This is a genomic window from Rubinisphaera italica (genome assembly GCF_007859715.1).
Lineage (GTDB): Bacteria > Planctomycetota > Planctomycetia > Planctomycetales > Planctomycetaceae > Rubinisphaera > Rubinisphaera italica.
In genome coordinates this window covers 4,347,963-4,374,161 of sequence record NZ_SJPG01000001.1, presented here as the reverse complement: position 1 = coordinate 4,374,161, position 26,199 = coordinate 4,347,963, and the positions used below count along the sequence as shown (strand labels likewise).

At 48.4% G+C, this 26,199-nt stretch carries 22 protein-coding genes; 7 read left to right on the top strand and 15 right to left on the bottom strand.

The window, feature by feature from the left end; translation table 11 throughout:
• Positions 1–137 precede the first annotated feature (137 nt).
• On the top strand, positions 138–1,241 hold the full coding sequence (locus tag Pan54_RS16400; protein ID WP_146504508.1) for a deoxyhypusine synthase family protein: 1,104 nt from the start codon (positions 138–140) through the stop codon (positions 1,239–1,241).
• Between the two features lie 120 nt (positions 1,242–1,361).
• Positions 1,362–2,873: a prenyltransferase/squalene oxidase repeat-containing protein gene (locus Pan54_RS16395; RefSeq protein ID WP_146504507.1), complete on the top strand. Its 1,512-nt coding sequence runs from the start codon at positions 1,362–1,364 to the stop codon at positions 2,871–2,873.
• Positions 2,874–2,877: 4 nt separating this feature from the next.
• Here Pan54_RS16395 and mdoH read toward each other — a convergent pair whose 3' ends face one another.
• Genes mdoH through Pan54_RS16380 form a run of 3 tightly spaced genes read right to left on the bottom strand, consistent with a single transcriptional unit; the run spans position 2,878 to position 6,767 of the window.
• Positions 2,878–4,890, bottom strand: a complete 2,013-nt coding sequence (mdoH, locus tag Pan54_RS16390; protein ID WP_242631473.1) for a glucans biosynthesis glucosyltransferase MdoH — start codon at positions 4,888–4,890, stop codon at positions 2,878–2,880.
• Positions 4,890–5,165 (bottom strand): hypothetical protein, encoded by a 276-nt coding sequence (locus Pan54_RS16385; protein ID WP_146504505.1) that lies wholly within the window; start codon positions 5,163–5,165, stop codon positions 4,890–4,892. Before Pan54_RS16385 ends, mdoH begins: the two co-directional genes overlap by 1 nt.
• A gap of 57 nt (positions 5,166–5,222) precedes the next feature.
• The gene (locus Pan54_RS16380; RefSeq protein WP_165441810.1) at positions 5,223–6,767 is read right to left on the bottom strand and encodes a glucan biosynthesis protein; all 1,545 of its coding nucleotides are present in this window, start codon (positions 6,765–6,767) and stop codon (positions 5,223–5,225) included.
• 728 nt (positions 6,768–7,495) lie between these two features.
• Between Pan54_RS16380 and Pan54_RS16375 the strand changes: the two genes are divergently transcribed.
• Positions 7,496–7,795 (top strand): hypothetical protein, encoded by a 300-nt coding sequence (locus tag Pan54_RS16375; protein WP_146504503.1) that lies wholly within the window; start codon positions 7,496–7,498, stop codon positions 7,793–7,795.
• Between the two features lie 7 nt (positions 7,796–7,802).
• On the opposite strand, the gene Pan54_RS16370 is transcribed toward Pan54_RS16375, so the two are convergent.
• Positions 7,803–8,033 (bottom strand): hypothetical protein, encoded by a 231-nt coding sequence (locus Pan54_RS16370; RefSeq protein WP_146504502.1) that lies wholly within the window; start codon positions 8,031–8,033, stop codon positions 7,803–7,805.
• Positions 8,034–8,248: 215 nt separating this feature from the next.
• Here Pan54_RS16370 and Pan54_RS16365 point away from each other — a divergent pair, with 215 nt between their 5' ends.
• Complete coding sequence (locus tag Pan54_RS16365; RefSeq protein ID WP_146504501.1) at positions 8,249–8,554, top strand: hypothetical protein; 306 nt, start codon at positions 8,249–8,251, stop codon at positions 8,552–8,554.
• Positions 8,555–8,737: 183 nt separating this feature from the next.
• Here Pan54_RS16365 and Pan54_RS16360 read toward each other — a convergent pair whose 3' ends face one another.
• The 8 genes from Pan54_RS16360 to Pan54_RS16325 form a co-directional block, all read right to left on the bottom strand.
• Positions 8,738–10,243 carry a cytochrome P450 gene (locus Pan54_RS16360; RefSeq protein ID WP_146504500.1) on the bottom strand — a complete coding sequence of 502 codons (1,506 nt, stop codon included), beginning with the start codon at positions 10,241–10,243 and terminating at the stop codon, positions 8,738–8,740.
• A 174-nt stretch (positions 10,244–10,417) separates the two neighbouring features.
• Positions 10,418–11,104: a response regulator gene (locus Pan54_RS16355; RefSeq protein ID WP_146504499.1), complete on the bottom strand. Its 687-nt coding sequence runs from the start codon at positions 11,102–11,104 to the stop codon at positions 10,418–10,420.
• Positions 11,105–11,125: 21 nt separating this feature from the next.
• Complete coding sequence (gene phoU / locus Pan54_RS16350; RefSeq protein WP_146504498.1) at positions 11,126–11,800, bottom strand: phosphate signaling complex protein PhoU; 675 nt, start codon at positions 11,798–11,800, stop codon at positions 11,126–11,128.
• Positions 11,801–11,851: 51 nt separating this feature from the next.
• Complete coding sequence (pstB, locus tag Pan54_RS16345; RefSeq protein ID WP_146504497.1) at positions 11,852–12,709, bottom strand: phosphate ABC transporter ATP-binding protein PstB; 858 nt, start codon at positions 12,707–12,709, stop codon at positions 11,852–11,854.
• Positions 12,710–12,793: 84 nt separating this feature from the next.
• Entirely contained in the window at positions 12,794–13,831 is a 1,038-nt protein-coding gene (gene pstA / locus Pan54_RS16340) for a phosphate ABC transporter permease PstA (RefSeq protein WP_146504496.1), read from the bottom strand.
• Between the two features lie 221 nt (positions 13,832–14,052).
• Positions 14,053–15,006 (bottom strand): phosphate ABC transporter permease subunit PstC, encoded by a 954-nt coding sequence (gene pstC, locus Pan54_RS16335; RefSeq protein WP_146504495.1) that lies wholly within the window; start codon positions 15,004–15,006, stop codon positions 14,053–14,055.
• Positions 15,007–15,122: 116 nt separating this feature from the next.
• Positions 15,123–16,088, bottom strand: coding sequence for a PstS family phosphate ABC transporter substrate-binding protein (locus Pan54_RS16330; protein WP_146504494.1), 966 nt, complete (start codon positions 16,086–16,088; stop codon positions 15,123–15,125).
• A gap of 188 nt (positions 16,089–16,276) precedes the next feature.
• The gene (locus tag Pan54_RS16325; protein WP_146506473.1) at positions 16,277–17,062 is read right to left on the bottom strand and encodes a class I SAM-dependent methyltransferase; all 786 of its coding nucleotides are present in this window, start codon (positions 17,060–17,062) and stop codon (positions 16,277–16,279) included.
• Between the two features lie 508 nt (positions 17,063–17,570).
• Between Pan54_RS16325 and Pan54_RS16320 the strand changes: the two genes are divergently transcribed.
• Entirely contained in the window at positions 17,571–20,813 is a 3,243-nt protein-coding gene (locus Pan54_RS16320) for a HEAT repeat domain-containing protein (protein ID WP_146504493.1), read from the top strand.
• 69 nt (positions 20,814–20,882) lie between these two features.
• Complete coding sequence (locus tag Pan54_RS16315; protein ID WP_146504492.1) at positions 20,883–21,236, top strand: VanZ family protein; 354 nt, start codon at positions 20,883–20,885, stop codon at positions 21,234–21,236.
• 5 nt (positions 21,237–21,241) lie between these two features.
• Here Pan54_RS16315 and Pan54_RS16310 read toward each other — a convergent pair whose 3' ends face one another.
• Both Pan54_RS16310 and thyX read right to left on the bottom strand, forming a co-directional pair.
• On the bottom strand, positions 21,242–22,663 hold the full coding sequence (locus Pan54_RS16310; RefSeq protein WP_146504491.1) for a TAXI family TRAP transporter solute-binding subunit: 1,422 nt from the start codon (positions 22,661–22,663) through the stop codon (positions 21,242–21,244).
• Between the two features lie 121 nt (positions 22,664–22,784).
• Complete coding sequence (gene thyX / locus Pan54_RS16305) at positions 22,785–23,702, bottom strand: FAD-dependent thymidylate synthase (RefSeq protein ID WP_146504490.1); 918 nt, start codon at positions 23,700–23,702, stop codon at positions 22,785–22,787.
• 253 nt (positions 23,703–23,955) lie between these two features.
• Between thyX and Pan54_RS16300 the strand changes: the two genes are divergently transcribed.
• Positions 23,956–24,603 carry a hypothetical protein gene (locus Pan54_RS16300; protein WP_146504489.1) on the top strand — a complete coding sequence of 216 codons (648 nt, stop codon included), beginning with the start codon at positions 23,956–23,958 and terminating at the stop codon, positions 24,601–24,603.
• 74 nt (positions 24,604–24,677) lie between these two features.
• On the opposite strand, the gene Pan54_RS16295 is transcribed toward Pan54_RS16300, so the two are convergent.
• Positions 24,678–26,123, bottom strand: a complete 1,446-nt coding sequence (locus tag Pan54_RS16295) for an MATE family efflux transporter (protein WP_146504488.1) — start codon at positions 26,121–26,123, stop codon at positions 24,678–24,680.
• Positions 26,124–26,199: the final 76 nt, after the last annotated feature.

Sequence of the window (26,199 nt, the reverse complement as noted above, 5' to 3'; positions counted from 1 at the left end):
TGGTTAATAAGCGGTTAACGATCATATCCTGCATGATGATCGTGAGAATACCCGACCTATAACTGGCTCGCCTGGGTGATGTTGAACTCAAAAGTTTCCAATACGGATTTTACTGCATTCAAGAAAGTTATGGATTGATGGATTCACATTGTCCCGGACAAAATCGGCATTTACATGATGGACGCAGCGATGGACTGGTTCCGTTGCAGCCGATTGATTTGAATAAAACAAACACATTTGCCGAATTACTGCATGCGATGTCGAACACGGCCTTCGCTGGACGACAACTCGGTCAGGCGTTTGAAGTGCTTGAAGAGATGGCCAAAAACGAAAAGTGTGCCGTGGTCATGACTCTCTCGGGTGCGATGACGGTCGCCAAGCAGGGACAGATCTTTTGCGAACTGATCGACCGGGGCATTGTCCAGGCCGTTGTCGCAACGGGAGCCTTGATTGCACACGGCCTGACAGAATCGATCGGCTTGACGCACTATCGCTATGATCCGACGAAATCCGATGAGACACTGTTCGAGCAGGGCTACAATCGAATTTATGATACACTCGAAATGGAATCGAATCTGAACAATGTTGAAGCTGTTGTGCGGAAAGTGCTGAACGATTCTCAACCGGAAGACGGCATGTGGTCCTCTGCCAGATTGTGCCGTGCTCTTGGCGAAGAACTCGAACGACTCGATGAAGGCCCCGGCATTCTGCGGAGTGCCTATCAGAAGAATGTTCCCGTGTTTATTCCGGCTTTTACTGACAGTGAAATCGGACTGGATGTTTCGACATGGGCCATGAAAAATGCCTTCGAGAAAAACGGACAGGATCCCTCAAAAATGACTTCTGACGAAGTCTTCCGCGAGATGGCTCCGTTCAATCCGTTTCTGGATTTGCAGCATTATGCGAGATTTATTCAGTCGAGTGAAGAAATCGGTATCTTTACAATTGGCGGCGGAGTTCCTCGAAACTGGTCGCAACAAGTGGGACCGTATGTCGACATTACGAATAACCGCGTTGGGACAAATCTGGAGGCTCCCCGCTTCAAGTACGGCGTAAGAATCTGCCCGGAACCTGTCCACTGGGGTGGACTGTCTGGTTGCACGTACTCGGAAGGGGTCAGCTGGGGGAAATTTGTTCCCCCGCACGAGGGCGGCCGTTTTGCTGAAGTGTACTGTGATGCAACGGCTGTTCTGCCACTGCTCTCAAAAGCGTTATTTGAGAGAATTGGGAAATCGGAGTGACAATTTTATGAAGAATGCGTATTCTAATCCGATACGTACTGTCTAATAATAATTCAAGAGACATCAATACGGGCAATTCTAGTCCGTATTTTTTTGAATTCATTCCAACAGCTGAATAATATGAAGCCACCACAAGCAAACGTGAAAGTGGAGGTCTTAATCGACTCCGACAACCAAATCCCGGAATCCAAGCCGGGGTTTCTGGATCGGTTTCTGGTCAGCGGCTTTGCTTTGAGTCTCGTCTTGCATACTCTCCTGCTGATTTTCATGGCATTGATCGTCTTCCAGATTCCAAGCCCGGAAGAATACCTTTCGGCGATTGTCGAGTATTCCGAAGACGAAGTGGAACTGCTGGATGATATCCCTGACCTGGCCGAGCTGAAAGTTGAGGTCGATGAAGCTCAGTTCGACCTTGTGACCAGGCAGATTTCAACAACTCCAGGAGGCGCTCCTGAACTCAACATGATGCGAACCGAATCCGACAACGGCACGCCGACCGTTGAGGTTTTGGTCAAGATTCCTGAACTCGATATCACGTCTCATCTCGGTGGACGCTCTGCAGCTTCCCGGAGTGAAATGATCAAACTCTTTGGCGGGACCGAGCAAAGCGAAAAAGCAGTCGAACGGGGTTTGAAGTGGTTAGCAGATCGTCAGCGGAAAGATGGCAGTTGGAGCTTCGATCATCGCAGACCTGAAGATAAGCATTCCGATCATCAAGCAGGTAGCTTGCGGAATTGCCCGATTGGTGCCACCGCCATGGCTTTAATGGCTTTTCTGGGAGCCGGTCATGTGCATACGGAGCCGGGAGAATACAGCAAGGTCGTCGATCAGGGACTCCAGTTTTTAATCTCTCAAGGTGCGGAAGTTCGCGAAGGAATTGATTTTCGAGGTCGAACCGGAGCCGACAAAACGGATGTGCCGGGTGGAAGTCATGTGATGTATGCGCATGCTCTGGCTGCCATCGCACTCTGCGAAGCTTACGGCATGACACGTGATCGAACACTCCGCACATACGCACAGGGATCTCTAGAATACATTGTTCGCATTCGCAATCGTGAAGTTGGAGGCTGGCGCTATAAGCCGGAAGATGTCGGGGACTTGTCGGTGACGGGTTGGATGGTGATGGCACTTAAAAGTGGCCAGACAGCCGGGCTCCGTTTTTCCGAAATTGGTTTCACGACTTCCGAAGACTTACTCGATGCCTGCCAGAGAGCCGAGGGCAGTCAGTATGGCTATCTCCCCGGCCAAGGCCCGAAATCTTCCACGAGTGCAATCGGCTTATTGTGCCGCATGTATCTGGGCTGGGGGCGGGAACATCCTGTATTACGACAGGGAGCCAGCTTGATCAGTCAGACGGGTCCCAGCAAAGAAAATATTTACTACAACTATTACGCCACCCAGATTATGCATCATCTCGGAGGTAATGTCTGGACCACCTGGAATCAAGAAATGCGGGAATGGCTCGTCAATTCTCAGGTTCGTTCAGGCCCGGAAGTCGGGAGTTGGGATGCGACCGATCCCCACTCCAACCGCGGTGGACGACTCTATCAAACCTGCCTCTCGGTAATGACTCTCGAAGTTTATTACCGGCACTTACCACTGTATCAGGTCCGTGCTTTTGGTGAGAAATAATACGTCACGCCTGCTGAAAACTGGCAGCCAGTCGATTGAATGTCTTCGCATCTGTCAGGATTCTACGGCGAACTTCGATGGGTGCATTCAGCAGGTCGCTACGGTTGACCAGTAATTCGAGTTCAATATCCTTTTCCTGATCTTCAGGTGCCAGGCAATTGGTTGCTTCGGCAATTCGCAGATGCATTGTCGTTCTGTTGATATCTCGCAATACCGACTCGAATATATCTTCACCGGTTTTCACAACAGGATGCTGCTCAAAATCATTCAGGACTTCTTGCATCGATTTGAGCAGTGGTGATTCAGCCTGCTCCTCCGGAATCAGGAGCCATTGATGTTTTGTTAACCAGCGGCCGAAACGAGCACTGCCCAGAATCATCGCAAATGGAACGACGAGCAAAGGGCCGACTAGAATCGGTGCAAACCAGGGCAACATTTGTGGTGCCAGGCTGGCAACCAATGTCCCCAGTAAGCCATAGAACGCAAACACATCCCAGTGCATCGACCAGGCATCCTTTGCGGAGACACGAGTTTCTTCACGCTGCTGCGAATTCCAGGAAACCGTTCGGCCCATCAATGTCATCAAGACAAAACGGCTGTGATAGTAAGCCATCACGGGGGCGAGCAGAACGGAGAAAAAGATCTCCAAAAAAACACTAACGGTTAACGCGAGTGGACCTCCAAACTGCGTCACCTGTTTGCGATCACGAAACAGGCAAGACAGCCCCATGAATTTTGGAACGAGCAGCAATCCCATTGTTACTGCAAAAATACCAAACATGCAGGCCATCACATAACTGGCAGAGACTGTTGCGCCAGTAGGAAACGATTCGAGATACTGCGAAAGAAATGTAACGAGCATAAATGTCAGCCACAGCGGTGAAGCAATGTACGACATCACGCCCATAGCAAAGTGTACCCGGCTCAAAGGATGGAATCCTTCACTGACGACCAGTCGTGCGTGCTGCATATTTCCCTGACACCATCGCTGATCGCGTTGTACATAGTCAGCCAATGTTGTGGGGCATTCTTCGTAGCTTCCCTCAAGATCGGCAGCGACGCGAACTTTCCAACCGGCTCTCCTCATCAAAGCGGCTTCGACAAAATCGTGGCTGAGAATCTCTCCGCCTAACGGACGAGGCCCAGGCAGAATCGGCAAATGACAATGATCGATAAACGGACGAATGCGGATTAACGCATTGTGTCCCCAATAGTTTCCATCCACTCCTGTCCAGGAACAGAATCCCCGCACACAGAGTGGACCGTATGCAGCAGCAGAGAATTGCTGGAGTCGGGCGAATAAAGAATGTCGATTAAATGGACGGGGAGAGACCTGCAGGATTCCCAGTTTGGGATCGGCTGCCATACGCCGAACCATTTCGACAATGGTTTCACCAGCCATCACGCTATCGGCATCAAGGACGAGCATGAAGTCGTAACTCGTTCCCCAACGCTCACAAAAGTCTGCTATATTCCCGGCTTTCCGCTGAGCATTTTTTAGACGTCGCCGATAATAAATATTGATGGATGGTTTGAATCGCTCCAAATATTGGGACCAGACCAGTTCTTCGCGCAAAGCGATATCGGGATTGGTTGTATCACTCAGAACAAAAATCTCAAAACCGCTTTCTGCATTCACTTTTCGAAGTGATTGTATGATCGCATGCAGGCGGGCAATGACCGCTTCCGGATCTTCATTGTAGATCGGCATCAAAATGGCGGTCTTTGTCTGCTCCTGCACTTCAAGAGAAATCGATTTCCGCTTTGAAGCAGACTCGCTTCTTTTGAGCCGTGACATTTTCTGGTAGCCAAAAAAGGCGTTCCAGAATCCAAGCGAGACCCAGAAGGACAGCATCGCAAATAAGACTGTCGAGACAGACTCCAACGACGAGACCCCATTGCGTGAGATCGCATAGACAAACGGCGCCATTAACAGGATTGTCGAATACAAAGAGACAATCAGCAGTGCTAAGCGAGTTTGACGAATCTGGTAACTCGATCTTGCAGAGGATTCCATCACGATTTTTCTCCAGCAAAACTACCCAGCCCCAGATAGATGAAGGTTTGACGCACCCGACGAAATTGCACAGCAGAGACCTGCTGCCATCCATCTGCGCGCAACCACCAGACAAGTCGGAATGGATGAGCGTGGCGGAAGGCGCAAATTGATTCCATGGGCACGACCATTACAGCACGTCGTACGACCACTGCGTCGGCACGGCGGTCCTCGGTTGTTTGTTCAGTTTTGTAACTATCGGGAACTGCAGCGAGTGAAAGCGATGTTTTGCTCATGATCCTGGATCCTGTTTGAGGTGAAAGTTCAATCCGTTGTTTTCACATCTGAAATACTTATTCGTTCCGTGTGTAAACCTGGGGAAACTCATACGATGGTGGAGTGATTGGACAGAGATAACTCCATGTTTCCGTCAACTTGCGACTGGCATCACTGAGGCCAGCCTGTATTTCAAAGGGGGCATCTGAAGTTGGCTCTAACACCAACTGCAGACTCCACTTGCCATGAGGTCGTCGAATCAAATTGCGGTGCATCACTTCCGCTCTGGTGGTCCTCAGATTGATCTCGACGGGGGTTTCCTGTGCCAGATCGGCCAATGAAGGACCAGAAAAATTGATTGTCAGATGGACTTTGGAATCGGACTGGCGTCTAACCTGAAACGAATCGGCAACGCCCAGATATTCCCGGCATTTCGATTTCAAATCGCCTTGAAAATAGGAGATGCGATAGGAAATCGGCAGGCCTTGAGGTAGCGGCTTAGTAGTGTCGGGAACCCAGTACGCTCCGATATTGTCGATCCCTTCATGAGCGGCGGTTAGCTCGAACAGTTCGAGATGACCGGTGGGCCATTGATTTTTGGGCTCAATCCAGATACTGGGACGCTTGTGATATTGAGCAAACGAATCTTGATAGGTTTCAAATTCCGTATTGCGTTGCAACAATCCGAAGCCACGAACTTCTTTATTGGAAATTCGGCTTACGGAGGGATAACTCTGTCGGCACAAAGGTCGCCATGTCCAACCCTCTTCAGACTCAACAAGTAAGCCATCGGCATCGTGAACGGCTGGTCGCAAATCGACAGGCGGAGCAATTAAACCATCACCCCACATCCACATACTTGTAATGGGGGCAATGCCGAGTCGCTCCGGCTGTGCGCGAAAATAGAGAATCGAACGGACGTCAATGGTCGTTGTCTCTCTCCCATGCTCTAATGTGAATTCGTAGGCTCCCGTTAACGTTGGGCTGTCCATATAGGCGTATACAATTTGCCGATTGGAAACTGCGTCCGGTTTGACAACCCAGAACTCTCGAAAGACAGGGAATTCTTCCGGTTGATTCGAGCCGATGTTGACGGCTAACCCTCGATTTGAAGAACCGTAAATTCCACCAGCAGATCGACATCGAAAATAACTCGATCCGAGAAATGTCAGGATCTCCTGGGGATCGTCATTACCAGGGAATCGACCTGCCAGTCGAATACCTGCGTAACGAGTCGTCTCTGGTACATCGCTGCTTGTCAGGTCGCCGTTGTATTCAAAGTTTGCCGGGTTGAAGGGGACCTGGAATTCTCGCTTGTTCTGCACCAGATTGAGCAGAATCTGATTCTTCTGCACAAATCCCGGATGAAACATTTCGATCCAGAACGGACTGCTTTTCGCCCAGATCGCGTGGTCATGCTTAAAATGAATCTTCAAATAATCATCGTAACTCAATCGCTGGAGCGACTCGGCCACCTGCTGTTCCGGCTGATAAGGGCGAGCAGCTTTCAACTTGGCGTAAGCCACTAAATCTTCAAAGCTTGTAATGGAGAACGATCGCAAAGAGGACGCTTCGCCAGCCAGGGCAGCAGGGATCAAACGTTGTTGGTCTGCTCCGGCCACGTCATGCCTCCCTCCCAAAATTACTGACAACACCATGAACAGAGTCAGCACTTTGCAACACATCGCCATCTGTTTCTCCTTAAAACAAAGATTCTGCAGAATGAATATGCAAAGCTTGAGCCATAAATCTTGATTGAAGTGAGTCCTCGTTTTCGTGGAAAATGGCGAGGTTTGCTCGACCTGATGGCCAGGACTGCTCCCTTAGCTGCCAATTCTGTTTTCAAGGTGATCAATAAACTGTCATAATGATCATTCAACATGCAGTTAACTGTTTATTATTGAGACAGGCAAAATTGAACGGTTCGTCAGTTAGACAGTCTCCAGATTTGTATGAGCAGAACATGCAACCTCTGTGAAAATCACAACAGAAAAACGCAAGTAGATACCATTATTCAAGTTAAGGCTTCTCGAATGATTTCTGGCAAAGATCGCTGCCGCTTACTGAGAGATTATTGAGCCACTGAAATTGAAGCGAATTCGCAATTTGTAGAAACGACACAGTCTGTAAAAGTGAATGACTTCTTTACAAAGCGATTGAATTGTTAATTCGTCCGGTCGAACTAAGCGATTACGCGAAAGTTTCCTGATGTGATGGAGCCAGCATCGCCGATGTAATGAGTAGCGAGCGTTTTAATGTGCGCGATGTAGTAATCAAAATCCAAAATTAAGCCCCATCAGGGCAATACGGCTTCAAGCCGCTGTCTAATTTCGACGAAGGAGAAACACGGATGTTTCGACGCATGGCCCTAGCCGGCTTAACCATGATGATGTTGTTGCTGGTCGCGATTTCCACCAGTCAGGAAGCCAACGCAGGGGGACAGGGACAACCGACCGATTGGAATCGGTTCTACCACTATCCTTACCTCTATTATCCCCAGAACTTCCAGCAGCACGGCAGTTACGACAACATGTACTACCGATACGGACCAGAAATGCAGATTCCCGTCTACAATAAAGACTGGTACAACTTCTATCCCACAGAAAAACCCTATCACAAGGGTTTCCACTTCATCATGGATACCTTCTAGAGCATATTCAAAAATCACCTGCAGTGTTTGGCAGCAGCAAACTCAGTGTTTTACGGTCATTTGGAGTCCAAGCGACTGCAGAAACCATTTGAAAATGGTCTAAGGATTTTCTGCTCTCAGGAGCGGAATCAGGTAATCTCAAAGTGAATGAATAATAAAAACGTGCGCCTAACCAGTCGCACGTTTTTTTATTAGTCGCATGCGGAATTGCAGAAGCAACACCGCTGACATCATTCACGAAATGGGATCATCATGTTTATGAAGCATATCCAAAATCAGTCTTCCGCGTTCTGCCTGAGCAAATGCAACATTTCAGGGAAATCATCGCACATGCGAAGGCAGATACCATTTGGAAATGCTCTAATTGCGTAGAGCCGCTTCCAGTAACATGTTAAGACCTGCCGAGGTTATATTTTTTCAGGTAATTTCCAATTGAACGAAAGGGAAACACCTATGTTTCGACACATATTCCTTGCCGTGCCAACCATGATGATGTTCTTGCTGGTCGTCATTTCTACCAGCCAGGAAGCAAATGCTACAGGTCAGAGGAAACCCATTAACTGGAATCGGATTTACCAGGATCTTGGCCTCATCGAGCCCCAGGATTTCCAGCAGTTTAATTGTCACAACAACATGCTCGACCGTATTGATGTCCAAATGCAGATGCCGGTCAATAACAAGGATTTGAACCTCTTATATCCCAAAGAAACAGAAAAGCCATATCATAAAGGATATTCATTCATCATGGACGTCTTTTAGGAGGCTTTCAAAATCGCCCAAAGATAACGGCTCAATTCTTGTAGCCGTTTCCACAAAAATGTAGCGGGTGTTTGACTGGAAACCTAGGTCTCAAACCATCAAAAAGTCACTGCAGTATTCTGTAAACTGCAGTAGATGAACTTGGGTTCCACGCACCGTCATGACGTTTCACGATTCAATTCCTCAACGCAACTCCAGGTCGATTAACACTCCGTCCGCAGGCTTAGTGGAAACGCCAGCTTTAGCATCCAGTTTACATTCGACGGCTTGAAAGCGAAAAAGTTTAACAAATGCCCCAACTGCCAGCGCGACTTCAAGTTGTCCTAAATGTTTTCCCGGGCAGACGCGTGGTCCGTGTCCAAATCCAAAATGCAGGTTGTCTTTCGAGCTGCCTCCACGTTTTGCCAGTTCGCTCCAGCGTTCCGGGACAAACTCCGTAGCCGGGGATCCCGATTTCTCAATTCCCCAATGATCCTCGTGCCGATTCGCATGCCAGATATCCAGCAGGATATGAGTTCCGGAAGGAAGTAGAAGTTTGCGACCATCAGAGGTTTCGATCCAGGTGTCAGCTGTCGCCCGCCTGGGAAGAAAATAGAGTGACGGCGTGAGTCGCAACGTTTCTTCAAGTACGTTAGTGAAGTATTTGGCCTGCTCCAGGTTCTCCGGAGAGTAATCGGTCATCTCTTTGACCTCGGAATAGACCTGATCCTGTGCAACGGGATCATGTGCCAGATGAGACAAGGTCCACGCAGCATAGGACGTTGTTGCTTCGAGTGCTCCCGCGAGAAATACTTTGATGTTACTGCGAAGTGCTTCGTCGGGAGAATCCGATTTGAATTGCTTCCAGTGTCCCCGATTTGTTTTTCGTGCATCTAGTACCAGCGTCGTCAAATCCTCAAAGTCGGCATCATCCCGTTTAGCCTGAGCAATGCCAGCAGTGAATGCAGGCATTTTGCGAATAGGAATCCCGAGACGGTTCCAGACGGTATCGCTGACAATATGATCGATCACTCGTTCAAGAGCCGGGACGAAGCGATTGCGTAAATCTACATATGATATATCGGTGCCGAAAAAGTTGTTGGTCAGTAACTCCAGCATCACGGCTTTGATTTCCGGCTCCAGCTGAACACGTAATTTCGATGCCCCACTCTCGGCTAATCGCTGATGGAGAATTTCGAGTCGCTCTGTCACTGTCTGCCGAAAGGTTTCTGCAAACTCATGAAAAACTTCCGGCTGAAACAATGAGGTTTTACCGAATGGAGAAGCGGACAGTTTCCGCTGTCGTTTCCACTCGACTCCGTTGCTGAAGAGCAGGGTATCTTTGCCTGTCGCGCGGGCAATTCCTGTTGAAGGAAGAGTGTCGCGATCGAACTGCCCCGGCTTATCTCCTGTCGCTGTTGTGATGGCGCGGATGACTCCCGGATCTCGTGTCACGAAAACGGGTGCAAATCCCAAAATTTCGAGATAACGATTGTGTTTCCCAGATGACTCTACCCCATCCGCTTCATGAAAAAACGTTTCCAGAATCCTCAACGGCTGTTGATAATTCCAGGGATGCGGAAACGGAAGCGTCGGCCGTCCTGAGAACGGAGAATAAAGGGGAATTCGCGTCGGTTGGATGTCCCCTTCAAACGGACTTTGTCCGATCATCTGTTTCCAGGTGCGAGAGAACCATCGTGCTCCAGACATACTTGAATAATACCTTGAACGAGGTTTCCATTGGAAAAGAGATGATGGAAATTATAACGGAAATTCGTTTTGCAAATCACTCTGAGTCAATTTTCCAACAATCCCAATAAAAAAACATGACCAGATTTAGGGCCATGTTTCAGTTGGAATTTTAAGTTATTGCTCAGCGATCTGTTACTCCGGTCGGAACCGATAACCGACACCGCGGACTGTTTCGATCAGGTCACCTGCCTTTTCCAGTTTCTGGCGAAGCGAGCGGATGTGAACATCGATCGTTCTCTCAAGTGCGTTGGCATCTTCTCCGCGGCAGGTGTCCATCAATTCGTTGCGTCGGAAGGGACGACCAGCCTGTCGGGCGAGTGTCCAGAGCAGTTTGAATTCTGTGGGAGTGAGCGGAAGTTCTTCATTGTTGACGGTGACACGATGGTTCACACGATCAACAAAAACTCCGCGGCAGGTGACAGAATCCTGAGCATTGTTCTTGGAAGTTGGCCGTCGGAGCAGGGCTTTGATGCGGCTGATCAGCGGTTTGATTTTGAATGGCTTGGTGACGTAATCATCTGCTCCCATACTGAAGCCGACAATTTCGTCGACTTCTTCACTTTTGGCAGTCAGCATCAGAATACGAATGTGCTTGGTGCGGGAGTCTGACCGCAATTGTCGGCAAACTTCCAAGCCGTCGAGCACGGGGAGCATCAGGTCGAGAACAATCAGGTCAGGCAGATTGGCCTGAGCCCGTCGTAAGCCGTCCTGACCATCTGTTGAGGAGATCACCTCAAAACCGTCTTTTTGAAGATTGTAGGCCAGCGCATCCGAAATGGAACGCTCATCTTCGATAATCTGTATTGTCTGTTGGCTCATTCGCAATCCGGCTCAGTATGTTTATGAAGCAATTTTTTCAGAGCGATTCCGATGCCGTACAATTTCCCCTTCCACCAGATACACAACATCTTCAGCGATGTTCGTGGCATGATCGGCCACGCGTTCGATGTGTCTGGAGGCAGAAAACATGTGTAAGGCTGGTTCGATAATATCTGGGGATTGAGTCATCAAGTTGGTAATATGTTCGATAATTTCGCGATTCAGGTCATCGACGATATCGTCCTGACGGCACACTTTGCGGGCCAGTGCGGTATCGAGATTGACATACGCATCGATACTTTCGTGCAACATGTTGACGGCATTATCTGCCATTGTATGAATTTTTGGAGGAACCTGAACGAAAGTCGAACCGACGAGACAACTGGATCGTTCAGCAATGTGAACGGCCAGATCGGCAACGCGTTCGAGTTCTCCTGAGATTTTCATAACGGCCGTAATCCGTCGTAAGTCCGTGGCAACTGGTTGATGGAGGGCAAGTATTTTCAGACAATCTTCTTCGATGGCCACATCGTAGTTATCAATCTCACGATCCTGCTCGGCCAGTTCCTGAGCTTTATGAAGATCTGGTCGAGCAAGAGTTTCCACGGCTGCGTGAATTAACTCTTCAACCATTGTGCACATCGTCATTAAGGAACGATGAAGGTTGTCTAAATCCCTGATGAGATGAACGGACATCGTGAGTTACTTCCCTGCCATTAAATAAATTGAATACATGGCGTTAATGAATTAACCGAAGCGTCCTGTGATATAGTCTTCGGTCTGTTTTTCCCGGGGTGTCGTGAACAGCGATTTTGTCGTCCCGAATTCAATCAGGCGTCCCTGAAAGAAGAATGCTGTACAGTCACTCACACGAGCCGCCTGTTGCATATTATGCGTGACAATAATAATTGTGTAGTCTTTTTTGAGTTCAAAAATCAAATCTTCGATGCGAGAAGTCGAAGCAGGGTCCAGAGCCGAGGCTGGTTCGTCCATCAGAATCACTTCCGGATTCGTTGCCAGCGTTCGGGCAATACACAGTCGTTGCTGCTGTCCACCGGAGAGTGCTAAAGCCGAGGAATTCAGTCGATCTTTGACTTCATCCCAGATCGCGGCCTGCTTTAAGGTGCGATGGACGATCTCATCGAGTTGTGATTTCCCTTTGATTCCCCCAATTCGGGGACCAAAAGCGACATTATCATAAATCGATTTCGGGAATGGATTCGACTTCTGAAACACCATCCCAACTTTTTTCCGCAACTCGACCACATCGACCTGAGACGCGTAAATGTCTTCATTGTCGACAAGAATATCTCCCGTAATCCTCGTCCCTTCAATGATGTCGTTCATTCGATTCAGGGTCCGGAGATAAGTACTCTTACCGCATCCTGAAGGACCGATGAGGGCAGTCACCGACTTTTCCGGCATCACCATGGAAATGCCAAACAGAGCCTGCAGAGGACCGTAATAGAAATCGAGATTACGGGTTTCCACTTTTGTTAGTGCTTTGGGGGCAGGTGTTTTGCTACCTGCTGTGCCCGTATTGGGAGTCTCGGGAGGATCGCCATCCCGTTTCGAAATCAGATTTTCAAAGGCATTTAGTTCCATAGGATTCTATTGTATAGCAATGTGAACTGAAGAAAAGATTTCATTGGAAACTTAGGGAAAACTGAAAGGAATCAGCCTCTTTCATCACCAGTCGAGACGCTTGGAAAAATGATTTCGAATGTAGACGGCTAATGCATTCATAAGCAGAAGTACGGTCAATAGGACGACAATGGCAGCAGATGCTACATTTTTGAATTCAGGATCCGGTGAGTTGAGCACCCAGATGTATATTTGCAGTGGCATCACAGTGTATGGACTAGCAGGAACCTGCATTAAAACTTCGGGATCAGTGACCAGATCACTCACGCTTTCCATGTAGCCGGGATTAAATGTGATAAAGGAAACCGCACCCACAACAATAATTGGAGCCGTCTCGCCAATCGCTCGTGATAGTGAAAGGATGACACCGGTCATAATTCCGGGCAAAGAAGCGGGAAGCACTTGAGACCAGATTGTCTGCCATTTCGTCGCTCCAAGTGCCAGAGCCGCATGTCGAATCGATTGCGGGACAGAACGTAATGCTTCCTGGGCAGCAATGATAATAATTGGCAGAATCAACAGAGTAATTGTCAGTGATCCACTGATCAGAGACTTTCCAAATGGAAGTGGAATTTTCAGCATGCCAATTCCCATGGGAATTCCGATGACTGTCGGCTCAGAAAACAGACCGAACATCCTGGAAAATGCAGTCAGTCCCAGAATACCAAAGACGATTGAAGGAATACCCGCCAGATTCGAAATATTGAGCCGAATGAATCGAGTCAGCCTGTTTTCTCGGGCATATTCTTCAAGATAGATCGCTGCACCAATACCCACAGGAATACTCAAAATTGCAGTCATCACAATCAACCAGACAGTTCCCCAGATACTGGCAAGCATCCCGGCTTTCTCCGGTTGGGAGGAGGCCTGATTAGTCAGTAAGGTCGGAGTGAGCCAGTTTTGAGTCGCTTTAGCTTCACCGGTTGATGTCGGATCCCAGGTTCCTGTTGCTTTCAGGACGAGTGCAGTCATCAACACCGCGAGTGTGACCAATCCAAACCAGGTGGCGATCAAACAAATTCCAGTAAAAATTTTACTGACCAGGTGTCTGCGTTGAAGACGTTGATAATATGGATCGGACATTGCGGTAATAAGTTTGCTATAACCTTGAATAAATCTTGATGATGTCGTTAAATCTGCAATGCACTACGTCGTCGTATTCTATAGCACATTCAGTCCAGAAGTCATTCAGTGAACGAACACTGGCTGTCTGTTAGACGATTAATGTCAGGTGATAATCTCAATCAAAAATTGATCAGAGCAACAACAGCCCGCTCCGTGAGTTCACAACAATCGTTCTTGATTTATTGGTAGACTTCGCGGTACTTGTTCAAAATAAACTGTGAGATCACGTTCATCGTGAGGGTGATTACAAATAGTGTCAGCGCGACAGCATAAATACTGCGGTACTCGACACTTCCGACTGGTGAATCTGAACCAGCCATTTTGACGATATTGGATGTCATCGTACAAATCTGTTCGAAGGGATTCATCGTCAGGTTCGGTCGAACTCCTCCAGCAATGTTTACCGCCATCGTTTCGCCTAAGGCACGTGAGATCGCCAGCAGGAAGGATGCAAGCACTCCAGAAAGAGCAGCGGGAAGGACTACTTTTACAGAAACATCAAATTTAGTCGAACCGAGTGCATATCCTGCTTCACGCAATCCACGTGGAACCGCGCGTAAAACATCTTCGCTTAACGAGGAGACCATTGGAATAATCATAATGCCAACTACAAATCCGGCACTGATCGCATTGAATGTATCAACTTGAACCCCGAGAAATCTCCCTAATGGCTCCACGATCAACGGGGTAATAAACACGAGTGCGAAATATCCATAAACCACCGTCGGAATTCCTGCAAGGATCTCGAGTATGGGTTTGATATAACCGCGGGTTCGAGGAGAAGCATATTCACTGAGATAGATAGCGGTCGCCAGACCAAAAGGAATTCCGATCAGAGCCGCAATTCCGGTCACCCACATGGTGCCGACAACCAACGGCAAAATACCGAATTTCCCTTCCCCGTATTCGGGAGCCCATTTGGTATCTGTTAAAAAGCTCCAGAGAGGAACCTGCTGGAAAAATGCGATGGAATCGCCAATTCCGAAAATAGACTCCGTGACCAGAACAAAAATGATTGCTGCCGTTGTAACAACTGAGACCACAGCACAGCTAAACAGGACAAACTGAATGAACTGTTCCCAGGTCCGCCGAAAGCTGGTTTTGGCGGCCAAACTGTGTCGTTCTTTATTCAATGGTCCGATCCGATTTACTCAATGTTCTGGGGTAGAATTGCGATAACATTTCCCATAAGTAACGAAAACTCCCTGCTGCCTGATAAGGCTTCAGGGAGTGTCGATTACAGAGCCATTTATTCAGACCCCAAGGCTGCATCAATCTTGGCTTTGCCTTGCTCCAGGGTCGCTTCAGGAAGCTTAACATAACCAACTTCTGTGACTGCGGATTGCCCCTCACCTAGAAAATATTTTGTCAGCTTGGCGACATCAGGCTTTGTCTTGAGAGATTCCGTATTCACATAAATGAACAGTGGGCGGGAAAGTGGAGCATAGGTTCCGTTTTCGACCGTTTCTTCAGTAGGAATGACCGCATCAGCAGGATCGTCTGTGTTGGAAATCCCGACAATTTTGAGCGAGTCCTTGTTCATCATGTAATAGGCATAGCCGAAGTAACCGAGGGCATATTTGTCTCCTTTGACCCCTTCGACCAAAACATTGTCTTGCACAGCTGGTGTGTAGTCTTCCCGGCAGGGGCTTTGACCCTCAGGAACTTCACCGATGATTTCTTCATTGAAATAGTCGAAAGTACCAGACTTGTCATCTGGTCCAAACAGTTTGATTGGCTCATCTGGCCAGGATTCATCGAGCTGCTTCCATTTTGTCACTTGACTGCCATGTTCCCAGAGTTTCTTCAACTGAGCAACTGTCAGAGCAGAACACCAGTCATTTTGTGGATTGACAACCACTGAAAGTCCATCCATTCCGACCTTCAGTTCAATTGGCTCCACGCCATTTTCCTCACAGGCTTCTTTTTCAGAATCCTTCATCGGGCGAGAGGCTCCGGTGATGTCACATTCTTTTTTGGCCAGTCTCTCCATCCCGGTTCCAGTTCCTGTCGAAGCGACCGTCGCCTTCACACCAATTGCAGAATCAGCTTTCTCTGCAACACGAGAGGACAGTGGAAAGACCGTGCTCGATCCAGCGACTTCTACAATCGAAGCCGCAGTCGAACCCTGCTTCTCCTCATAAGTACATCCCACCACAAAACTGCAGGTGGCTAAACTGAGCGCGAATAAAAACTTAGGTGTTTTGAACGACATCGTGAGTCCTTGGAGTTTTCGAGTGACTGCTAATTGTGGGGAATAAGTAAGATCTACGGTCCAGATCCCGATTGAGGAAGTGGCTTAAGATATGCAATTGTTAAGATCTCACATTCCCGCCATGCTAGTCACGTCTATGAAGAAAATGTGAAGCCAAATGGGATTCCTGATAAATTCGGCATTTCAACTCATTTTTTTCGCAAGATATAAACAACATCTTCTGTGTCATCGTCCACAACGATGGGATCATCAATGTCATAGTGGAAGTCGTAGGTTTCGACCAACTCCCATTCGGGTACTTTTTTGATCAGTTGTTGCATGTGCTTCCGAGTATAGCACCGAAATGTAGTTGTATCCTCTATGCGGAACTGCTTGGAAGGTGTGTACACATCGTACGTGAAGCCTATTAGTTCCGTCCGGGTTTTGGGGTGATACTCCATCGACCACAAGCGAGTATTGACCTGCAAATGGCCACGGCGAGCCGACCATTCCTCCTCAGCTTCATAATCGTCTCCCACGTCAGCCGGGTTCAAGTGTAGACCCAGGATAAAAATCCCCCCTTGCTTAATCGCTTCTGCAACGCATTTCAGGTGGCCGACAGCCTGTTTTTCAGTGGTGAGATGTCGAAAACTATTGATCATATTGAAAGCGGCATCGAACTTCTTTTTGACTGTAAAGTCCGACATATCCCCAACTTCGGCTGTTGGAGCATGCCCGCGTTTTTCCAGACGCTTATTGCAGAATTCCACAGCTTTGGGGTTCAGATCATTACCCGCGACCTCAAACCCGGCATCCGCCAGTTTGTACATCAGTCGTCCCGTGCCGCAGGCAGGTTCAAAGATGCGTTTCACAGGCTTTTTAACAAACTTCTTGCAGCAATCCTGCACAAAATCGAACTCAGCTTTCCAGTCAGATCCGAAAACAAGGTCGTAATATTTCGGGTAATCATATAGGTGACCGTTGATGACTTCCAGGCTCACTTTGCACATCCTTCAGTTGTTTGAGACAGTTATTTTTCTGTATTTCCGGGTATTTTCCTTGCTGGATACCTTACCGAGAAAACCTGGTGGCGTTAACTCTCCCGACTTTTGAATCACTTGAATTTCCCCAAGAATTGCGACTTTTCAGCGAAATCAGGCGAGTTCGATATCTCGATCCCAGAATTCATAATTTGTTAACACCTTTTCTGTATTCTTCAAAGTTCTAACTTCATTTGTCTATTACTGCCTCAGTCTCCCTCTTGGTGTTACTGAGGGATATTCGGAAGTTCTTGAAACAGGAAGATGGTGAACCTGCCTGGAATAATCATTCGTGAGGCAAATCGGTTTGGACTGAGAGCCATCATACTCAAGCATGAATAATAGTCTGCCGTTCTCACGGCACTTTGGATTTCTTTTAAATAGAGGGTGAGTCAGGGAGTGCCTGATTCACAATTGATGAAACGATTTCTGAAAAGCAAAGTTAACATTGCAAAAAACACTCATGTCTGGAAACACAAAAACTTGCGGTCAATGTGGTGTCTCCGTTCCAGCGGCTATGGTCCGCTGTCGAGATTGCGGACATCGGTTTGACGCCCCCGTACAGACTTCTGGAACGCGTACATCAGGTGTTTATCGTGCCGCTGCTGAGAACCGCAGCAACAAGCCTGAGCAAAATGCGTTAAGCCTGGAAGATATGCTTTCTGTTGCCGAAGATGCGGAAACAAATTCTTCGTCTGTATTCAATATATCCCGATCACTCAAAACCGATGGCAAACTGCGTCCTGCGTCCGGGCCTCAATCACACAACAAGCCTATTCCTCCCCAGCACCAGCGGTCTGATGAAAGTACAGTCGATGTTTCTCCTGTGCAGGAGCCTCATTCAATCAGCGAAATCTATCAGTCTCCTTTTGCACAGACTGATCATCAGCACAAACCGAGGCCAACGTCGACAACTCAGCCAGTCACACAGAAAAAGCAACCCTCTCAGGAGAGTTCTGTCGTTTTGAACCAGAACGACACAGAAGTCACTTCACCTCTTGAGTCTCCAAGTGGCCTTCGAAGAACCCGGGAAAGACGCCGATCCGATGCGGCTTCAAATTTTCCGCTCACACTCAAAGCGATCAAAAAGGCAATCAAAGTCTCGCCTCCCGAGATCAGTGCCCCCGCGGACGAAGAGTCTTCTTCAGGTTCAGTTGCCAAGAAGAACAAGGCTCGTAAGAAAATTGTAAAGGCCTCTCGGCAGATTCTCGAAACGAATTACGATGAACATGGGCGGGCAGCGATCAACAAAATGTGCGATGCTCTTGAGGATTTGGCAGAGGCAGGCGGCGAAGATGCCATTCAAATATTGACGAGCTATCTGACTGATAAACGCCCAATTCTTCGAGAAACCGCTGCGAGATCGATCGGAGAAACGCGAGATCAGGCTGCATTTGAAACACTGATCAAGCAACTCGTCCACGAATCGGTTGATATGCGAGCAGCGGTTGCCAGCGGACTAGGAGCGATGGGAGATCGCCGTGCGATTGGGCCGCTGGTTTGTCTGGCCGACGAAGACCCTCAAATGAGCATTCGCGCAGCGGATGCTCTGGTTCGGATCGGAGAATCAGCAGTTCCCCAGTTGATTGAAACCGCTGAAGAAAGAAATGCGACGAATGTTCTGACTGCGATAATCGCTTTGGGACGTCTGGAAGATGCTCGTGCATTGGAGGTCCTGTCGAATCAAACTTCCAATTCTTCTGCGACAATCCGCTCTCATGCCATTGAAGCCATCGGCCGATTGGGGGAGTCGAAAGGGATTCGTTATTTAGTTCGAGGATTGAGTGATAAAGATCTTGGCGTGAAGTTGCAGTCAGCAACCGCGTTGAAGCGACTTGGTGATAAGCGGGCCGAAGATGCTCTGATCGCTGCACTGAACGATCCCGATGAAGAGGTTCGCGAGCAAGTCATTATCGCACTATCGACCTGTGGGAACGATGCCGCCGTCTCGGCTTTAATTCCTCTGTTGGAATCCACTCAAAATAATATCCTGGTCGCTGCCTCGGAAACGCTTGGGAAACTGGGTGATGAACGAGCAGTTCCCAAATTATGCGAGTTGTTGAATCGTACAGATATCGCAGAGGATCGTACTTTCCGGATTAAAATTCTCGATTCATTGAGACGTTTGAAAAATCCTGCGGCAATGCCTGCTCTGTTGCACAACCTGAAAGATCCACAACCAGAAATCAGGGAACGAGTGGTCGATGCCATCGGTCCGATTGGCGATGAATCAATCGTGGTTGAACTCGAAGCGATGCTCAAGGAAGATCGCAGTGAAGCGGTAAGAGCCGCTTGTGCCAAAGCCCTGGGTGATATTGGCGACGCCGAATCGGTTGAAGCTCTCGAGGTAGCTTTAAGCGATACTGTTCAGGTGCGTATCAAGGCCGCGATCTCGCTGGGACAAATCGGCAATCCTTCAGCGATGCTCTCTTTGACTGCCATGCTCCGCGATCAAATGCCGGAAATTCGCTATCACGCTTCTCAGGCTCTGGCAGAAATCGGGGATAAGCGTTCGATCCGTCCAATAGAAGTTCTGGCTGTCGATTCTGATCCGATGGTTGTCCGCGGTGCGTTTAAAGCCTTGCAGAAACTGGGAGATGAACGATCAGAAAAAGAGATTCTCAAGGCGGCTAAAAAACGCGGTAAGAAATCGACGACCGTCAAATCTTCCTCTGTGAAAATGTCCGATTTTGTCTCTCTGGCGGTTCTTAAAGATTTACTCTGGCCGGAAGATATTCAGCAACGTGCAATTATTCTTGGCTCACTCGGAACTGTGTTTGCAGTGATGTTTGGAGTCTTGATTTATACGCTGTTTCCCAAGCAGGAAAAATTCATTCCACGTGCGTTTCCCCTCTCCGTCTCATTCAACCAGACCGGTGACAAATTAGTGTCTGGGCGGTCTCTCGGGGCGATGGAAATTTGGGAAATTGGTGGTCAAAAACCGCTTTCTACAGTCGCAATTGATCTTGGTCCACTCAATGGTGTCGGATACGTTACGGATGACAATATCTGGATTGCATTTGCAAATAAAATCGTTCGCTATGATGGATCAAAAAGTATTCCTGTTGCTGAACAGCCTGCAAAGTTTGTTCGACTTGAGCTTTCAGAAGACCGAACAAAATCAGCAATTTTTGATCAGAATCAAACCGTCTACATTTATGACACCACGACCAATCAACCTGTTGGCTCTTTAAGTTTTCAGGGTTACGAGCACATAGAATTTTCTGGTTCAGGAAAACTTTTTGCGGCCGCTGCAAATGAAGAGGTCAAATTCTTCGATCTCAAAGCAAATGAAACAGGAAGTATAAAAGTGAAAGGAGCCATTCATTCGATAGGGATGTCTCCCGATGATTCTGTACTGGTCATCAATCATGGCGATAAAGGAATGTTGACCGTTGTGAATCCTGTGGATCAAACCATTATTCAAGAGTTCAAACCTCCTGAACCATTAATCGCCGGCGATATTGAATTCCTCACAAATCAGGAGCTGTTATTGTTTGGCGTCAAATCCACTGCCGAAAAGGGGATTCATCAATGGACAATCGGGGCTGAAGAATCAAAATATATTAAGGATTCACCAACGCTATCCCCCGCAGCCTTTGATTCTAATAACCAACGGATAGCCTATGTGATTGAAGAGAATAAAGAAATCTACTTGTTTGACTTAAAAGCCGGACAGAAATCAACTCTGGACATTGTCCGTTGACGTCAGGAACAGAATCGGTCAGCTTGTCTGCAAGATTGTTTTTCCGCAGATATTTTTAAGGCTGGCACTGTGAAGCAACTCAGTTTGGGCATTTTTATTGCCTACAGTATTTTCCTGCTCATCATGACGCACTTGCCGATTGAGCAACTCCCACCTACGCAAACATCCGACAAACTTCTGCATTTATGCGCCTATGGCTTTCAGGGGCTGCTGGTCAGTCTTTGTCTGATCACCTACCGCCCGTTTCGTTGGCGTAGTCTGTTTTACTGCTTTCTGGGACTGTGTCTGTTCGGAGCGTTGGACGAAATGACACAAGCATTGGTGGGACGGCTTCCGGAATGGCTGGACTGGTGTGCGGACATCGCTGGGATTTCTGCTGGCCTGGCAATTGCGGCAGTATTGAAAATCCTGAAAAAAGTCTGAGTGATTCATTTTATTGTGGCTGATTTTTCAATCTGAGAAGCAAATTGCTTGAGTCGAGCATCGAGTCGCTGGCGGGAGATTTTCGCATTGATTTTATCGCTCAACGAATGGCACATCGAAACGAAACAGGCGATCGCCTGATCGGAGTTGATTTCATGAGCGGTGAATTCCTTCATCGCCTGCTGTCGTAAATCGGTCACATCGTCGAGCATATCCTGCAAGCGTTTCCGATCATCGGTCTGGTCATTCTGATCCAGAAATTTCTGATCATGCTCAATCACGAGCAGCTTCTTAATGTAATGATCGAGCTTATGTTCCTGACTACGATTGCGATAATCTCGAATCCATTTCACGAGGAAGAACGCAGCAATCAGCAGTGAGACAACAAAGGAACGAATCCCCTCGGTTGCTTCGACAAAGTCAACATTCAACAGCGGCTTCAATTGAGGCTCATAAATGTGCTGGGATCCCGGATGTAACGGGAAGTCGAGACCTTCAAGTGCAAAGACTTCTCCCCCCTGCAGCAATTCATTTAATCGGGCTCGACGTTGAAATTCAGGATCGTTCAAAACGGTTGTGATCAGTTCAATCAATCGTGTGGAAACGGATTGAGAAGTGATCAACTGAGCGCGAGCAGCCAACGTTGTAATCGGTTCACTCGGTGCTCCCGCCTGCGATTGATCGTACATTCCCTGCGGAATGACATAAGTTTCCAGAAACCCGGATTTGTGACAAATGGCATCCGTAAATGGTATCGGCGTCAGTACGCAAACGGCTGAACCATCCTCCTCTGGCTTCATCAGGTGTTCCAGCAGGGGAGCCTGGACTCCAGCCGTGATAAACGCAGCATCAATTTCATCCCGCAGAAATGCCCCCCGAATTTCATGAAGTGGCATATTGATCAGCTCTACCTGTTCTGTCAGATGGAATTGATCCAGCAGGTATTTCGCGACCAACTCTGTGCCTGACCGTTTAGGCCCAACGGCAATTTTAAACTCCTGCATGTCAGAAATCGGCGTATCTGCATGATCTGGATCAACAACCAGATGCACAACTTCCGAGTAAAGGCTGCCAATGGAAGTTAATCGTCCCAGAACCAAACCATCCTGATCCTGCTGCAGTTCAACGGTCCCTCGCTGATAAAGAGCAATGTCCGCTTTGCCACGATAAACCTTCAGCGCATTCTCGCCCGAACCTTCCGTCGTTAGCTGGGAAACTTTGATCCCATAGCGATGAGTCAACTCTCGTCCCAACTCCTCAGCAACCCAGCGGTACTGCCCGCTTTCCGTGCCGGAGGCAATCGTAATTGTTTCGGGAAGTTTGAGATATTGCCGATACCATTGCGTAAACACAATCGGCAATCCCACCACCAGAACTACAAACAACCACTTCGCAACAAGCCAGATGATCGAGTAAGTATCTCTCATACGCACACCTGAGTAGTTTGAATCCAAGGCTGATGATTTACAGTCGCTCCTGCATTTATGGTTTACATAACGAAGAGAACAGGATCAGGTTCAAGTAAAATTGAACTTGATCGTCCATAAATTAAGTATCTGTCGGTTCAGTCATCAATCCCAGACGCACCAGTTTCTCACGGCACTCATCTCGTTCCCGGCAGCGCTTCAAATCTTTCCAAGTCTCATCCTGAGCCGCAAGAAATTGTTCGTCGGAATATGGCGGGGAAATTTTCTGCTCCGCTGCAGCCGCATTGAGCCGTTCAATCACGCCACGATCCAGACGTGTCAGGAACATCGACTGCATGCGATAATCTTCAAACGCTTCCCAGGCAATCGGGAAGAGCGGTTTGATGATGTTTTCACCGATCGTTTTGGCATACTGGCGTATTTCCAGTTGAGCATGAGAGTCCATCCGCAATGCCAGAAAGTGCAGCAGGTTGTGCAGATCGACTTTCCAGTAAGCTTCTGTGTATGTGCACAACGGCAAATCTTTACGCGCCAGCTCTCTGGCAACGCCGGCTTCGAGTCTTTCGTCGTAAAGTTGACGAGCCGATTTCTGAAAAGCGAGTTCGGATTCCGTCAGCTGTTGACCAAGTTCCTCGGAAAGAGGGCGATCACTTCCCTGTCGATTTGAAGTCGACTGTGTTCGCCACTGATCAACCGGCGTGGTTTGCGCGCCGTCAATCGCGACTGAATAGCGTGTACTGTATTCATTCACATTGGCGGTTCGATGCCGAATCCATTGGCGCCAGCAGTCCATCGGCACACGAACAAGGATTTTGACTTCCGCCATTTCGAACGGCGTGGTGTGTCGATGCCGGAGCAAATAGCGGATCAGTGTACGGTCATCGGAAACCCGTTTCGTTCCCTCACCATAACTGACCCGAGCCGCCTGCACGATGCTGGAATCATCTCCCATCACATCGACCAGACAGACAAATCCGTCATCCAGGACCGGAAACTTTTTCCAGCGTAACGACTCTAGATCAATCGTTTCTTCCGACATCGCCTCAATTCCTCAGTTGATTCTGAAGTACTCTCAAAACATTTCTGGAACCGGTGGGTTCAATCTTGAAGAGGACTTCTCGCTCTCTATTGATGGATCAGTTTTTCAACATGTAAAATCCGTCCTGCGGAAATGTTTGCAGGATTCTCATTTAAGCAGTGTAAGAATCGAGAACTGATCCTGCATCCCCACGGAGACTCTGTTAGGATGAAAGAGTCCAGAACATCCAGGTTTTCAGTACAGGAGTTCAGTTATGCTCAGCCGCTCGTGCTCATTTTTGATAGTATTTTCACTGATTTGCACTCTATCTGCCACGGGATACGCTCAGCCACCCCGTAGAGGTGATCGAGATCTTGATCAACAGTTGCTGGAGGAATTGGAGCACGTTGCTCGGATGCTGCGAGAAAATCGTGAAGTTGAGGCACGTCGACCAGAAAATCGCGAACGTCATCCAGAACATTCCCCGGAACGGCCCCCACATTTCCACTTGCAGGAAAAGTTGGAAAAAATTCAGCACCTCCATCAAGCAGCCGAACATCTTGAGATGGCTGGAATGGGAGAAGTGGCCAGGGATTTACACCGCGAAGCTGAAGAAATTGAACGCAGTATTCCCAAACCTGCAGAGCACCCTCGGCAAGCCGAACAACATCACGGAGATCTCGAACAACTGACCCGACATCTTCGGGAAATGACTCAGGAATTTCGGCGTTTGAGCGAAGAGGTCGAAGGAATTAAAAAAAGAATGCTGCAACCTGACGGGGTGCATTATCGAAATCCTCAGCCAATGCTTCGATCCCCCAATTATAATCCTCACGATTCGAACTCACCAAATGATTGGAAAGAACAACGCGATCATGGGCGTCCTCAGGTGAAACCACCTCAGCCAGTCCCGAGTACTTGATGCATTTCAACAGGTTTAACACGCAGGTTGGGTTAGCGGAACGCGTAATCCAACCTGCTTTAATTAACCTGGTATTAATTCAAAACCGCAGCGTTCTGCTCCAGAAGTTCCGGTTCGACAACAATTGGCTCGATGACTCGCATCGAACGCCATTTGCCGCCCATGAATCTTGTTAGATAAATGATTCCCAGAACCCAGACCCAGATCGTGATCAATCCCCAGCAGCCATAGATGCCGGTGTGAATCACTTCCACGGCCAGCCAGCTGCAGAACACCATCGTGCTGGCCATGATCGCGCTGACTTTCAGAACAAACGGCGTATCGCCCGCGCCTTTTATGGCACTGACGAAAATCATCATCGTCGCATCAAGCAGATTATAAGCGGCGACGAATCGCAGCAGATTAATTGCCATATTCCAGGCCGCATTATCGACGGCTGACGATTCCGATCCTGCAAAAAAGGGAGCCAGGAACATGCCGGGCACAAGCACATAACAAAGCGAGACGATCGTCATATAAACCAGACTGACCTGCAGAGTGGTCCAGGTCGCGCGGGCACTCAAGTCGTCCCGGTTTTCTCCCAGATGTTGTCCCACCAGAATGCTGGCCGCCTGAGCAAATCCCCAGATCGGCATGAACGCCAGTGTTGCAATGCTGAACGCCATACTCGTCGCTTCCGCTTCGACGACGCCGAGCCGTCCGACCAGCATGATAAAGCAGGTGAAGCCGAGCACATCGATCACGAATTGAAAACCGCTGGGAGCACCATAGTACAACAATCGCCCAACCAAGGGCCGATTCAAACGGAGGTCAAACGAATGAAAATCGAGTCGATATTTTTTCTGAATGACCAGCATCCCGTAAATCAGCGCTTTCACCCACAACGAGGCAACCGTCGCCCAGCCGGCTCCTGCAATTCCCATCGCAGGAAAGCCGAATTCGCCGAAGATCCAGACGTAATCCAACACAACATTCAACAAAGCAACGCCCGTATCGACACACATCACAATCCGCGTTTTGCCGCGGCCGGAATAGAATGATGAGAGTGCCTGAGCAATCAGCATCGCGGGAATACCCCAGCACAGGATCTGAAAGTATTTGATTTCCAGAGCCGTGATGTGAGGTTCGTGTTTCGCCAGAGAAAACAGAAACGGAGCCAGCGGGATCGCCAGCATTAATATCGGACTGAGCAAAACAGCGACCCAGAATCCTTGCCAGACGGCTGGGCCAACTTTTGCGGGCTGATGATTCCCCGAATACTGCGAAACAAACGTCGCACAATACATACAAATCCCGAGCGGCAGGCAGAGCAGAGCAAACCACAAAGTCGATGCAGTAAAAGCAGCCGCCATCGCTGCTCCCGATTCCCACTTCAGGAAGACTCGATCGACAAATGTCATCACCGTCCAAGAGAGCGAGGAGATCACCAGCGGCAGCGAAACTAGCAGAACCTCACGCCCCCCAGCCGACCTGCGCCACCAGGACGATTCATCGTGAGGGACTTCGTAAACATCAATCATGTGGTATCCGTTCCGAGCGCCGCGAATTGGAAATGAGAACAATACTCAATTTTGATTTCGACACAAGCCGGAAGGT

What these genes read in the sequence shown, in the direction of transcription:
- Pan54_RS16360 (WP_146504500.1), bottom strand. Translation starts at nt 10,243, where the DNA reads ATGTCTGGAGCACGATGGTTCTCTCGCACCTGGAAACAGATGATCGGA.
- Pan54_RS16400 (WP_146504508.1), top strand. Translation starts at nt 138, where the DNA reads ATGGATTCACATTGTCCCGGACAAAATCGGCATTTACATGATGGACGC.
- Pan54_RS16385 (WP_146504505.1), bottom strand. Translation starts at nt 5,165, where the DNA reads ATGAGCAAAACATCGCTTTCACTCGCTGCAGTTCCCGATAGTTACAAA.
- phoU (WP_146504498.1), bottom strand. Translation starts at nt 11,800, where the DNA reads ATGTCCGTTCATCTCATCAGGGATTTAGACAACCTTCATCGTTCCTTA.
- Pan54_RS16365 (WP_146504501.1), top strand. Translation starts at nt 8,249, where the DNA reads ATGTTTCGACACATATTCCTTGCCGTGCCAACCATGATGATGTTCTTG.
- Pan54_RS16300 (WP_146504489.1), top strand. Translation starts at nt 23,956, where the DNA reads ATGCTCAGCCGCTCGTGCTCATTTTTGATAGTATTTTCACTGATTTGC.
- mdoH (WP_242631473.1), bottom strand. Translation starts at nt 4,890, where the DNA reads ATGGAATCCTCTGCAAGATCGAGTTACCAGATTCGTCAAACTCGCTTA.
- pstA (WP_146504496.1), bottom strand. Translation starts at nt 13,831, where the DNA reads ATGTCCGATCCATATTATCAACGTCTTCAACGCAGACACCTGGTCAGT.
- Pan54_RS16310 (WP_146504491.1), bottom strand. Translation starts at nt 22,663, where the DNA reads ATGAGAGATACTTACTCGATCATCTGGCTTGTTGCGAAGTGGTTGTTT.
- thyX (WP_146504490.1), bottom strand. Translation starts at nt 23,702, where the DNA reads ATGTCGGAAGAAACGATTGATCTAGAGTCGTTACGCTGGAAAAAGTTT.
- Pan54_RS16355 (WP_146504499.1), bottom strand. Translation starts at nt 11,104, where the DNA reads ATGAGCCAACAGACAATACAGATTATCGAAGATGAGCGTTCCATTTCG.
- Pan54_RS16375 (WP_146504503.1), top strand. Translation starts at nt 7,496, where the DNA reads ATGTTTCGACGCATGGCCCTAGCCGGCTTAACCATGATGATGTTGTTG.
- Pan54_RS16320 (WP_146504493.1), top strand. Translation starts at nt 17,571, where the DNA reads ATGTCTGGAAACACAAAAACTTGCGGTCAATGTGGTGTCTCCGTTCCA.
- Pan54_RS16295 (WP_146504488.1), bottom strand. Translation starts at nt 26,123, where the DNA reads ATGATTGATGTTTACGAAGTCCCTCACGATGAATCGTCCTGGTGGCGC.
- pstB (WP_146504497.1), bottom strand. Translation starts at nt 12,709, where the DNA reads ATGGAACTAAATGCCTTTGAAAATCTGATTTCGAAACGGGATGGCGAT.
- Pan54_RS16330 (WP_146504494.1), bottom strand. Translation starts at nt 16,088, where the DNA reads ATGTCGTTCAAAACACCTAAGTTTTTATTCGCGCTCAGTTTAGCCACC.
- Pan54_RS16395 (WP_146504507.1), top strand. Translation starts at nt 1,362, where the DNA reads ATGAAGCCACCACAAGCAAACGTGAAAGTGGAGGTCTTAATCGACTCC.